Origin of the sequence: Candidatus Endomicrobiellum trichonymphae, from assembly GCF_002355835.1 — a bacterium.
GTDB classification, from domain to species: domain Bacteria; phylum Elusimicrobiota; class Endomicrobiia; order Endomicrobiales; family Endomicrobiaceae; genus Endomicrobiellum; species Endomicrobiellum trichonymphae.
Window position 1 is genome coordinate 360,039 of sequence record NZ_AP017459.1, and the last position, 11,194, is coordinate 371,232.

The window sequence follows — 11,194 nt, forward strand, 5'->3', positions numbered from 1 at the left end:
AGGTGAAAGCGCAAATGATTTTTTAGCCGCTTTTTTATTAATATTTGCTTTTTCATGAATAAAAACTGTTCCGTCCGCTTTGGACAGATGAATATACAGCAGATGTAAGCTTGTGTTGTTTACATCGCTACTGACTGAATATAAAAATTTTATAAATTTTTACAAAGGATTGGATTTCAAGTGTTTTACAGATATACCGTAGGATTTTCATATAATGGCGGTAATTCCTCTGAAAGCCATTTATAAAAGACGGTTTATAGAGAAATTGTCGAGTTGTAATGTAGAAAATTCTATTCCTGTTACTGAAAAAAGCTCTTTAAAAGTATTGTCGGGATATTCGATATTAGCGATAACTCTTTTTATGCCTGCATTCACTGTTATTTTGGCACACAGTACGCACGGAGAATGTGTGCAGTAAAGCGTTGAATCTTTAATATTTATACCGTGATATCCGCCCTGTATAATTGCATTTTGTTCGGCATGAATTGCCCTGCATATTTCGTGTCTTTGTCCAGAAAGGATATTAAGAGTGTTTCTTAGGCAGCCCAAAGATATACAATCTTGCATGTCTGTGGCGGCTCCGTTGTATCCTGTTGTTAAAATTCTTTTATCTCTTACTATAACTGCTCCGACATGATGTCGTACGCACGTTGACCTTTCAGATACAAGCCAAGCAAGCTTCATAAAGTATTCGTCCCATGAAGGACGACTACGTACTGTGATTTTTTCCATTTTTATGTCAAATATTAAACTAAAAAAACGATATTGGGTCAAAATATATTGGGGGGGAGGGGAGGGATACTCCCTAATTGTGATTGTGTGAAAATTGGGGGATTATATGAATTTTCAGGGAATTATTATGGCTTTGCAGAAATTTTGGGCAAAAAAAGGATGTCTTATATGCCAGTCTTATGATTTAGAAAAAGGAGCTGGAACATTTAACCCTGCCACATTTCTTCGTTCTCTGGGACCGCGTCCGTGGAATGCAGCTTATGTCGAGCCTTCCAGAAGGCCAGCCGACGGAAGATACGGCGAGAATCCTAACAGATTGCAGCATTATTACCAGTTTCAAGTTATTATGAAACCTGCTCCCCAAAATATACAGCGGATTTATTTGGAAAGTTTAAAAACCGTAGGGCTTGATCCGAAAAAACACGATATAAGATTTATTGAAGACGACTGGGAATCTCCGACGCTTGGTGCATGGGGTCTCGGTTGGGAAGTATGGATTGACGGTATGGAAGCAACGCAGTTTACATATTTCCAGCAGGTCGGCGGCATCAATTTGAATCCAGTTTCCGTTGAAATTACATACGGCACTGAAAGGCTTGCGATGTATGTCCAAAAGAAAAACAGCGTTTACGATTTACAGTGGAACGATGAGGTAACTTACGGCGACGTTCATCTTGAAGATGAAAGGCAGTGGTCTTTTTATAATTTTGAAAAAGTTGACGTCGATATGTTAAAGAAACATTTTGACGAGTGGGAAAGAGAGGCTGAAAGACTTGCCGGAACACATCTTCCGGTTCCGGCTTATGATGCGGTTATGAAATGCTCGCATCTGTTTAACTTACTTGACGCAAGAGGTGCTATTTCGGTTTCCGAAAGAATGGATTATGTTTTGAGAGTTCGCACAATAGCCGGAATTGTTGCTGAAGAATATTTAAATTCCCACTCAGTCTAAAAAAATAAACTGCGTAATGCGGTAAACCGGGGAAAGTTTTTTTGTTATAAAATTAATTACGGAGCAGGAAATGGTTGACGGGAATATAAAGAACGCTTTACTGGAAATAGGTGCGGAGGAAATTCCATCTTCCTATATTGAACCGGCCTTAAAACAGATTGAAGATTATGCATTAAAAGCTTTTAATACTTCAGGGCTGAAACACGGAGTGCTTAAAACTTACGCTACGCCAAGAAGACTTGTGCTGATAGTTGAAAATCTTGAAGAGAAAAGCGATGATAAAACCGAAGAGGTTTTAGGACCATCTTTAAACGCGGCAAAAGACGCGCATGGGAAATATACGCGGGCGGCTGTAGGGTTTGCTTTAAAAAACGGTGTAATTCCTGAAAAGCTTGCCGTGAAAACAACCGAAAAAGGTGACTATCTTTTTTTTGTTAAAAAAATTAAAGGCGAAAAAACAGAGAAACTTTTAGTCGCAATTTTTCCAGAGATAATAAAAAATATATCCTTCCCCAAGATAATGATATGGGAAGAAAGCGGTTTTAAATTTGCAAGACCCGTAAGAAATATAGTTGCGCTTTACGGGGAAAAAGTAATTAAATTTAAAATTGCGGATGTTAATTCTTCAAATTGGACTGTGGGACTTCATACGTATGATAACAGCAGAATAAAAATAGACTTGCCTGAAAAATATCTTTTGGCGATGAAGAATAAATCAGTGATTGTCGATCAGAACGAAAGACGTGAGGAAATAAAAAGGTCAATAAAGTATGCTGCTGAAAATATAGGCAGTGTAATACCTGACGAAGAACTTGTTGACAAAGTAAATTATCTTGTCGAATATCCGTCGGCTGTGCTTTGTGCTTTTAACAGAAAATATCTTGATTTGCCGCAAGAAATACTTACCGTATGTATGAGAAAAAGTCAAAAATCTTTTGCGATAAATGATGAAAATGGTAAATTTTCAAATTATTTTATAAGTGTTAAAAACGGTGTTTCAAAATATCAGGAAACTGCAAAAGAAGGGTATGAAAAAGTTGTTGCAGCAAGGCTTGCTGACGCTGAGTTTTTTTATAGCAACGATTTGAAAAAGGGACTTGGTATTAATATAGAGAAATTAAAAGGTATTGTTTTCCACAAAGAAATCGGCACAGTTTATGAAAAAATAGAACGTATTAAACAGATAGCGACTCTCTTTAACGAAGAATTTGATATGAGAATTGACGGCAGTGCGCTTGAAAGAGCAGTGATGCTTTCAAAAGTCGATTTGACGAGCGAAATGGTTTTTGAATATCCCGAGCTTCAGGGTGTAATGGGGAGAATTTATGCGCTTAAGTCGGGAGAAAATGCAGATGTTGCTTCGTCGGTGGAACAGCATTACTGGCCGTTAGTCACTTCGGGAAAACTTCCGTTACATCCAATGGCGTCTTTATTATCTTTGGCTGATAAAATAGATACTTTGACGGCATTTTTTTCAATAGGGCTTGAACCTTCCGGTTCCGCGGATCCTTACGGTGTCAAGAGAGCTGGAACAGGTTTTGTGAAAGTGGCAATGAATGAACTGTCGAAATGCGATTTGACGGGCGTTGTCGGAAGAGTTTTTGAATTTTTGCCTGAAAATGTAAAAAATAATCCGAAATCAAAAGATGCTTGCGAAAGACTTATCAAGTTTTTTTGGCAGAGGATAGAAAATATTTTTGAGTCTGAAGGGTATAATTCTGATGAAGTAAAAGCTGTTATAAATGCGGTGGGAATTAATAAACTGAAATATATAGGCTCTTTACGGACGAAACTTGAGGCTCTGCGAAATGCCGGTCGAGAGGGGGATTTTTCATCTGTTGCGGCTATATTTAAGAGAATAAATAATATTATAAGTCAGGCAAAAAAACAGAATATCGGTATTTCCGGAGTAGTAAATGAAGATCTGCTTGCTGAAAATGCTGAGAAGGCGCTTTATACCGCTGCTAAAAAGGCAAAAGCAGAAATTGAAAATTGTGTGTCGGCAAATGAATATGGCAGGGTTTTTGGCAAAGTGTCTGAGATAAAGCCGGCGATTGACAGTTTCTTTGAAAAAGTTATGGTGATGGCAGAAGATGAAACCATAAAGTTAAATAGAGTTTCTCTTCTAAGCTATATAAAAAATATGTTTGCTGGATTTGTAGATTTTTCGGTTCTGCGACGTTAAATTTTCAGTTTCTATTAGTGCTTTTCTCAAAATAGAGAAAAGAATGTCGTAAATAGAAATAATATTGAAAAAAGATGCTGACGCAGAGAAAAAAGAAAGATTTTGAATATAAAAAATATTGTATAATAGAACAAATGGAAAAACAGAAATCGCTGGATATTTTAAGACATTCTACAGCGCATATAATGGCGGCAGCTGTTATGGAGCTTTTTCCTGGGACAAAAGTCGCAATCGGTCCGTCGATAGAAGACGGATTTTATTATGATTTTGACAGAGAGCAAGCTTTTACTCCGGGAGATCTGATAAGAATTGAAGAAAAAATGGCAGAAATAATAAAGGCAGACTACCCTTTTATATGTTCGTATGTGCCTAAAGGCGAAGCTGTTAAAGAATTTCGGGAAAAAGGTGAGAAATATAAAGCTGAAATAGCTTCTCAGATAGAAGACGATAAAGTAAGCATGTACAGGTCTGGAAATTTTACAGATTTATGCAGGGGACCTCATATAAATTCAACAGGAGAACTTAAATATTTTAAACTTCTTTCCATTGCAGGTGCTTATTGGAGAGGCGATTCTTCAAGGGAACAGCTGCAGAGAATTTACGGAACAGCATTCCTTACAAAAAAGGATATTGACGATTATTTGACTGGAATTGAAGAAGCCCACAAAAGAGATCATAGGAAACTCGGAGAAGATTTGGATTTGTTCAGTATTGACGAGACTGTCGGAGGCGGTTTGGTTCTGTGGCATCCTAAAGGTGCTCTTTTGAAGGATATTATTGAGAATTATTGGAAGAAGTTTCATCTTGAAAATGGTTATGATCTTCTGTTTACACCTCATATTGCGAGCGAAGAACTTTTTAAAGTAAGCGGTCATTTACAAACTTATTCTGAAAATATGTATGCGTCTATGGAAATAGAAGGAAAACCTTACCGGATAAAACCTATGAATTGCCCTATGCATTTGATGATATACAAAACAAAACTTCATTCTTATAGGGAACTTCCGGTAAGATATGCAGAACTTGGCACGGTTTATAGATTTGAAAAATCAGGTGTTTTGCACGGGCTTTTGAGAGTCAGGGGATTTACTCAAGATGACGGACATATTATTGTTGCTCCGGAACAGCTTGAAGAAGAAATGCTCGGAGTTTTTAATATGGCGGTAAACTGTCTTAAAACTTTTGGATTTAACGAATATAAAATTTATTTTGCCACAAGACCCGAAAAAAAATATGTAGGTGAAATAGAATATTGGGAAAAAGCACAAAATTCCATTGAAAATGCTTTGAAAAAAACAGGCTGCGTCTATGAAATTGACGAGGGTGGAGGGGCTTTTTACGGACCTAAAATCGATATAAAGATAAAAGACGTTATAGGACGGCTCTGGCAGTGTTCGACGCTACAATTCGATTTCAATCTTCCTGAAAGGTTTGATATTTTTTATGTTAACTCGTCGGGTAAAAAAGCAAGACCTTATATAATTCACAGAGCATTGTTGGGATCTTTGGAAAGATTTATAGGCGTTCTTTTGGAACATTATGCCGGTGCTCTTCCGCTTTGGCTTTCTCCTATTCAAGTTGCGGTGGCAAATATTAATGAGGAACAGCGTGGGTTCTGCGAAGGATTGTCGCAGGAATTAAAAAAGAACAATATAAGAGTTATTTTCGATGGTAGGAATGAAAAGATAGGGCGTAAAATAAGAGAAAACGCAATGCAGAAAATTCCTTATATAGCAGTTATCGGAAATAAGGAAAAAGATGCGTGTGCAGTTGCCGTAAGAGCAAGAGGCAATAGAGATTTGGGTGTTATGAGTGTTGACAATTTTATTTCTTTTGTAAAAGAGGAAAGCGTTTGCACAAGTGGATTGTAAATCTTTCTTTGTGTATATATAAAAATGACATATTGAAACATATAGACAAAATAAAAATAAATTCTTTTCTTGAGATGAAATCATCTAAAAAGGAAATTGACGGCATTTTGGAAAAAAACAAAACAGCTTAAGAGACTCAACGCGGAAGAATTTGCAAAACTTTTATCTGTGACCAATTCTTCTTAAAAAAATTTACAATGCTGCTTCCTATGTAAAAAAATACTGTGTGTGACAGGCGTATCGTTTGGTGTTTATGCCTCCTCTTTACATAAGCAATTTCTGCTCAAACAGCTGTCTTTACTGCGGGTTTTGCATCCAGACAGTAAGCTTATTGTCATAAAGAAACTTATGCTTCATGGAATAAAAGAGCAGACAGAAATACTTCTAAGAAGAGGACATAAACCTATTTTGATGGTTGCTGGAGAAATGTCCTCTACGGAAGAAAATACGGATTATTATGTCAGTGCGGTATAGTGCGGATTACAAAGGAAATAAGATAAAAAGAGTAAATGAATCGTTAGCGGATTTTAAAAATTTTAAAAAATTGAAAGAGGCGAGTATCAGTACGTACTACAGATATTCCAGAAAACTTCATATTGTGGACGCAAAAAGATCTGATACTGACAATCGTTTAGATGCAATACAATGCGTTTAAAGCTGGAATTGACGACGTTGGAATAGGGATATTATTGCTGGTCTTTCCGATTATCGTTTTGAAATTCTTATAATGCTTATAAGAGTATAATGGAAAAAGTTTGTGTAGTATGTCCTCACACTATTTTGGATCCATGCATTGAACCGGCGCGTGGATCCGTACATGCTTCAAATACTGAATATTTATTTGTAGATGAAGAATTTAAAAAACTGGTAGCTGTTTCTTATATCGGAATGATAATGTCGACGAGGGAAACAGCGGATATGAAGGACGTTCTTGTAAGTCTGGGCGTTACGCAGATAAACGCAGAATCAAGAGTTATTCCCGGCGGATACGAAGCTGAGGGAACTCCTCCGCATAGTGGATAAACTTGAAAGACAGTTCAGCGTAAATGACAGCGTACTCTTGATGAAATAGTAAAATCACTGCAAAGCAGGAATTTATGCCGAGTTTTTGTGCAGCTTGTTATCGTAAAAACAGGTTGGATGAATATTTTGTGGATTTTGCAAAACCTGAACTTAAAGAATTGGGATATAGCCTTATTGAGGGATATAAAACAAAACTTGATAAAGCGGGGATTTATGATACTGGAGAAGTTTTTCAGTAATATAAATCTCAGAGTACGGGACTAGTATGTTTAATTTCTATTCTGTATATTCCTTAAAAATCCTGTGCATAACGGCACTAAAGATTTTTGCCGTCTCATTATGTTGCATATAAAATCTTTGGTTTTGCTGAATATTTTTCAAAATAATATCAACAGTATCTTAATTATATATTGGGGGGGGGGTATAACTTTTTGCATCCATAAGTTTGCTATTGCGCTCGATGATAATTTAGGGTAATAGTGGTTTTATATTCAGATGGTTTTACTCTTTTAAAGAGAGCAACGTCCTTGTAGATATGAACTATGATGCGGCAGAGATAGTAATAAAGAAGAAATTCTTTCCGTCAGAACAAAAAAAGCGGGTGATACGATTGAAGAAAAGTACAAATCAGACTTGCAGCACAGCTTCAATCTTGCGGAAGTAAATTATATTCAGCAGGAAGCATTGAACGATATCTGGCGAATTACCGACGGATTGAGAGAAAAACTAGAAAGCGTAAATGAATAATAGAATAGTTAAATTTTATGTCGTAATTGTTATTAATAGTCTGTTCTAAAGAAGCTATCAAAAAGACACAGTAACACAAAAAATGAACAAGCAAGAGAAAAGATCGTTACAACAAATCCGACAGGTTAATGAAGCAAACAGGAAGGAATATTAAGAAAGACTTAAATCATATAAAAATCTAGAAACACTAAAATAAGAATTAAAAATACCTGAAAATAAAATAAGTACTTTAAAAACTTTATTAAACAAAACAGCGAAAGAGAACAAAAATGAAAAGGATATAATATTAACATCATTAGCATTCTTAATGATAATCTGAGAGATCTAAAATGGGAAAGCCATTTAGCATAACGCACGGGTTTTGGAATGGATGAGCTGTTTAACACTATTGTTGGTAAGGTTAATAACAATACAACCCAAGAACAAATCATCAACATGCTCAAAGAAGCAATGACCAAAAACATCGACGACAACAGGCAGTTTTACGCTGAAGAAGCTATGAAAAAATATAGACGATAATTACGTTAACAGAGTCTATAAGAAATATTTAGAGGAAAAGAAACTTAATAAATAAAACGCATTTGTATTTGTTAGAGCACGAAATGAAAAAGCAATAGAGAAAGGCATGGATATTTGCGGATTTTAAAATTATTCTCGATGTTAAAGTGTTTTTTAAGAGTTTGTTGCAAGAAACATGTGCTAGGTGGATTGGTTGAATTGCTATTTCCTCTTTGAAAGAAGCAAGAAAGGTTGGCTCGTAAGGCAAGTTTTATAAAACTTGCCGATGAGATATTTTTTAGAGTTTTTAACCTAACCTGCAAACTAAATAGCATTAGGAAAATAAAACGGCGAAGAAATCCCGATAAACTGGAAAAGGAAAACGGCAGACTAACTTTTCATCTGTGACAATCGTGACAATATCTATCCATTTGCGAATGAAAAGCATTTTCCGCGTAAACTGTGATACGGAATAAAAAAATAGAAAATAAAAGGATTAAGAAAGAATAGATTAAATTAAATTAAATACTATATTGTTTTTAATGTCTTTTTATTGTGAATGCAGATTGTTATTGTAATTGATTTTTCAATTATAGTTTGTTAAAATTATTATTTAAAGTGTGTCGATTTTATTGCGTTGCTAGCTCAATTGGTAGAGCAAACGACTCTTAATCGTTAGATTATAGGTTCGATTCCTATGCAGCGCATGTTTATGCGGACGTGGCGGAATTGGCAGACGCGTATGGCTTAGGACCATATACCACATAGTATGGGGGTTCAAGTCCCTCCGTCCGCATATATCAAAAATCTTTTGCTGTTATCCAAATATACACCTTTTTCTTTCTTCTTTTTTAATGAGTAATAAGATAAGGTGGAAAAGTGGTATTTAATGAATTCCTCTAACTGTTTCTTATCATTTGCTTAATAATGCTTGGAGCAGGTACAGGTAGTGCCGGAACTTATTTGGAGTTCTCATCGGAAAAACAGGGGCGGCGACAGATAGGTTATACCTGTGTTGACGGGTGGCAATAGAAGTTTGTCCGAAGTGACGAAAAAACGCATCGACTGCAGTTTTAGGCATAACAATACACAAAATACATTGTTTATGTGAAATAAAGAGGAAAAGTAAATGTCCCTGGAAAATAAGACGATTGATTTTAAATCCGCAGTTGTTGGCGAAAAATTGTGCTCTGTAACTATGGATGTTGAAGTTTCAGAAAATATTGCTGCCGATGAAATTGAATCTGCTTTTAGCCGGATCCGGAGGCAGGCAAAAATTGACGGATTCAGACACGGGAAAGTCCCGATGAATATTATTAGACAGAAGTTTGCCGGCGAAGCTAAGGATCGAGCCATAGAAAGCATCATAAAAAAAACCGTTTTAGATGCTCTTAAAAAAGAAGAATTTGTTTCGATTGGTTTTCCGATAATTGAAGAATTTGACTATGAGGTCGGACAGACTCTAAAATATCGTTTTACCGCAGAACGTCATCCAAAAATCGAAGTAAAAGATTATAAAGGCATTCCGTTAAAAAAAGAAATTTTCAAAATTACTGATAAAAGTTTAGAACAAAATCTTGAAGTTTTAAGAAAAAGGAACGCAAAACTTGTTCCATCTAAATCCGATAAAGTTACAGAAAAGAGTTTTGTTTCCATTGATTATGATGCTTTTGACGCTTATGGCAAGGAGCTTCCTGAAATTAGGGCAAAAAACTATGTTATTGATTTAAATTCCGAAAATACCGTTAAAGAATTTAAAAAAGCTTTAAGTGGCTTAAAAATCGGTGCTGAGAGGGATATAAAAATTGAATATCCTTCGGATTATTCAAGTGAAATTTTAGCGGGAAAAACCGTAACATTTAAAATAAAAGTGATTGAAATAAAAGAAAAAGAGATTCCAGATCTAAACGATGATTTTGCAAAAGATATGGGAATTGAAAATCTTGGAAATTTAAAAACAAAAGTAAAAGAAATCGTAGAAACTGAAGAAAAACGCCGTCAGGACATGGACATTGAAAGGCAAATTATTGAATATTTGCTTGAGAAAAATAAATTTGAAGTTCCCCAGTCTTTAGTTACAGAGAATAAAAAATCATTAGTTGAAAAAATGAAAAACTATATGAAAAGGCAGGGTGCTTCTGAAGAATATGTTAAAAAACAGGTTGAACTCGAGCAGAAAAAACTTAAAGAAGAAGCGGAGAATAAAATAAGACTTTCTTATATTTTGAATGCAATATTTAAAGATGAAAATCTTGCTATGACCGATGCTGATATTGAGGAAGAAAAAAGTAAAATGAAAACTTCAAATCCGGGCATGGAAAATGCGGTTGATAAATATTTTGCAGAAAAAAAAGAGAATATAATGCTTTCGCTTAAAGGACAAAAACTCTTTGGGTTTTTGCTTGCCAGTGCAAATGTTGAAACGGAAGAAAAGGATATGCTGTTAAAAAAAGACGAGAATGAAAAATGAAGTGTTTTGAGGAGCGGACTTAACAAAATAGTAAATAAAATTCTTTATAATTTGTCCTAAATGTTTGTATTATTAGGAGGTAGTGATGCCATTACTGATACCTACAGTAATAGAAAGGTGGAATCAGGGAGCCGCCGTAACGTATGATTTGTATTCGAGGCTTCTCAAAGACAGAATTATTTTTGTCGGCGGGCAAGACGGAGCCGTTACCACTGATTCTGCAAACGTTTTAATAGCACAGCTTTTGTATTTAGACTCAGAAGATCAGGGAAAAGATATAAGTTTATACATCAATTCGCCAGGCGGTATGGTTAGTGCCGGACTTGCCGTTTATGATACTATGCAGTTTATAAAAAGTCCGATAACCACAATTTGTATGGGTATGGCAATGTCTTTTGGCGCTGTTCTGCTTGCCGCGGGAACAAAAGGCAAAAGATATGCTTTGACGCATTCCCGCATAATGATACATCAGCCTTTGATTTACGGAGGCGGTTTGTCGGGTACGGTTTCCGATATTGATATAGAAGCAAAAGAACTTGTCTCGACAAAACAGAAGCTTTCCGGAATAATTGCAGAGCATACTGGAAAGACGTCAGAACGAGTGTTGAAAGACACCGATAGAAATTGTTATATGTCGGCACAGGAAGCAAAAGAATATGGTCTTATTGATGAAGTGATAGTTAATTTGAAGCAGTAGCAGCCGTGACTGCGGACAT

The 11,194-nt window shown here is 35.8% G+C and carries 12 protein-coding genes and 2 tRNA genes; 13 read left to right on the forward strand and 1 reads right to left on the reverse strand.

The annotated features are described in order from the left end of the window. Window positions 1–240: 240 nt before the first annotated feature. Complete coding sequence (locus tag RSTT_RS01780) at window positions 241–732, reverse strand: deoxycytidylate deaminase (protein WP_096526005.1); 492 nt, start codon at window positions 730–732, stop codon at window positions 241–243. A 106-nt stretch (window positions 733–838) separates the two neighbouring features. Between RSTT_RS01780 and RSTT_RS01785 the strand changes: the two genes are divergently transcribed. From RSTT_RS01785 to RSTT_RS01830, 13 genes are all read left to right on the forward strand, one after another. Beyond that, a complete protein-coding gene (locus tag RSTT_RS01785; protein ID WP_096525456.1) occupies window positions 839–1,684 on the forward strand; it encodes a glycine--tRNA ligase subunit alpha in 846 nt (281 codons plus the stop codon). A gap of 70 nt (window positions 1,685–1,754) precedes the next feature. After that, a complete protein-coding gene (gene glyS, locus RSTT_RS01790) occupies window positions 1,755–3,869 on the forward strand; it encodes a glycine--tRNA ligase subunit beta (RefSeq protein ID WP_096525457.1) in 2,115 nt (704 codons plus the stop codon). 74 nt (window positions 3,870–3,943) lie between these two features. After that, window positions 3,944–5,740, forward strand: a complete 1,797-nt coding sequence (gene thrS / locus RSTT_RS01795; RefSeq protein ID WP_096525458.1) for a threonine--tRNA ligase — start codon at window positions 3,944–3,946, stop codon at window positions 5,738–5,740. Then, on the forward strand, window positions 5,722–5,871 hold the full coding sequence (locus RSTT_RS06080) for a hypothetical protein (protein WP_158302774.1): 150 nt from the start codon (window positions 5,722–5,724) through the stop codon (window positions 5,869–5,871). Before thrS ends, RSTT_RS06080 begins: the two co-directional genes overlap by 19 nt. Window positions 5,872–5,968: 97 nt before the next feature. Then, window positions 5,969–6,214, forward strand: coding sequence for a hypothetical protein (locus RSTT_RS01800; protein WP_096525459.1), 246 nt, complete (start codon window positions 5,969–5,971; stop codon window positions 6,212–6,214). Then, window positions 6,198–6,395, forward strand: coding sequence for a hypothetical protein (locus RSTT_RS01805; RefSeq protein ID WP_095558704.1), 198 nt, complete (start codon window positions 6,198–6,200; stop codon window positions 6,393–6,395). Before RSTT_RS01800 ends, RSTT_RS01805 begins: the two co-directional genes overlap by 17 nt. An 89-nt stretch (window positions 6,396–6,484) precedes the next feature. Further along, complete coding sequence (locus tag RSTT_RS01810; protein WP_096525460.1) at window positions 6,485–6,763, forward strand: hypothetical protein; 279 nt, start codon at window positions 6,485–6,487, stop codon at window positions 6,761–6,763. Between the two features lie 74 nt (window positions 6,764–6,837). Continuing rightward, window positions 6,838–7,002 (forward strand): hypothetical protein, encoded by a 165-nt coding sequence (locus RSTT_RS06085; RefSeq protein ID WP_172412814.1) that lies wholly within the window; start codon window positions 6,838–6,840, stop codon window positions 7,000–7,002. Window positions 7,003–7,876: 874 nt separating this feature from the next. Continuing rightward, entirely contained in the window at window positions 7,877–8,029 is a 153-nt protein-coding gene (locus RSTT_RS06090) for a hypothetical protein (protein ID WP_172412815.1), read from the forward strand. A gap of 613 nt (window positions 8,030–8,642) precedes the next feature. Then, a tRNA-Lys gene (locus RSTT_RS01815) sits at window positions 8,643–8,715 on the forward strand. Between the two features lie 7 nt (window positions 8,716–8,722). After that, window positions 8,723–8,804 (forward strand) — tRNA-Leu (locus RSTT_RS01820). Between the two features lie 333 nt (window positions 8,805–9,137). Beyond that, window positions 9,138–10,478 carry a trigger factor gene (tig, locus tag RSTT_RS01825; RefSeq protein ID WP_096525461.1) on the forward strand — a complete coding sequence of 447 codons (1,341 nt, stop codon included), beginning with the start codon at window positions 9,138–9,140 and terminating at the stop codon, window positions 10,476–10,478. Window positions 10,479–10,563: 85 nt separating this feature from the next. Further along, complete coding sequence (locus RSTT_RS01830; protein WP_015423263.1) at window positions 10,564–11,175, forward strand: ATP-dependent Clp protease proteolytic subunit; 612 nt, start codon at window positions 10,564–10,566, stop codon at window positions 11,173–11,175. Window positions 11,176–11,194: the final 19 nt, after the last annotated feature.

Bases quoted from the DNA above. Each gene is read 5' to 3' on its own strand.
- RSTT_RS01780 (WP_096526005.1), bottom strand. From the start codon at position 732: ATGGAAAAAATCACAGTACGTAGTCGTCCTTCATGGGACGAATACTTT.
- glyS (WP_096525457.1), top strand. From the start codon at position 1,755: ATGGTTGACGGGAATATAAAGAACGCTTTACTGGAAATAGGTGCGGAG.
- RSTT_RS01805 (WP_095558704.1), top strand. From the start codon at position 6,198: ATGTCAGTGCGGTATAGTGCGGATTACAAAGGAAATAAGATAAAAAGA.
- RSTT_RS01830 (WP_015423263.1), top strand. From the start codon at position 10,564: ATGCCATTACTGATACCTACAGTAATAGAAAGGTGGAATCAGGGAGCC.
- RSTT_RS06085 (WP_172412814.1), top strand. From the start codon at position 6,838: ATGCCGAGTTTTTGTGCAGCTTGTTATCGTAAAAACAGGTTGGATGAA.
- thrS (WP_096525458.1), top strand. From the start codon at position 3,944: ATGCTGACGCAGAGAAAAAAGAAAGATTTTGAATATAAAAAATATTGT.
- RSTT_RS01810 (WP_096525460.1), top strand. From the start codon at position 6,485: ATGGAAAAAGTTTGTGTAGTATGTCCTCACACTATTTTGGATCCATGC.
- RSTT_RS06090 (WP_172412815.1), top strand. From the start codon at position 7,877: ATGGATGAGCTGTTTAACACTATTGTTGGTAAGGTTAATAACAATACA.
- RSTT_RS01785 (WP_096525456.1), top strand. From the start codon at position 839: ATGAATTTTCAGGGAATTATTATGGCTTTGCAGAAATTTTGGGCAAAA.
- tig (WP_096525461.1), top strand. From the start codon at position 9,138: ATGTCCCTGGAAAATAAGACGATTGATTTTAAATCCGCAGTTGTTGGC.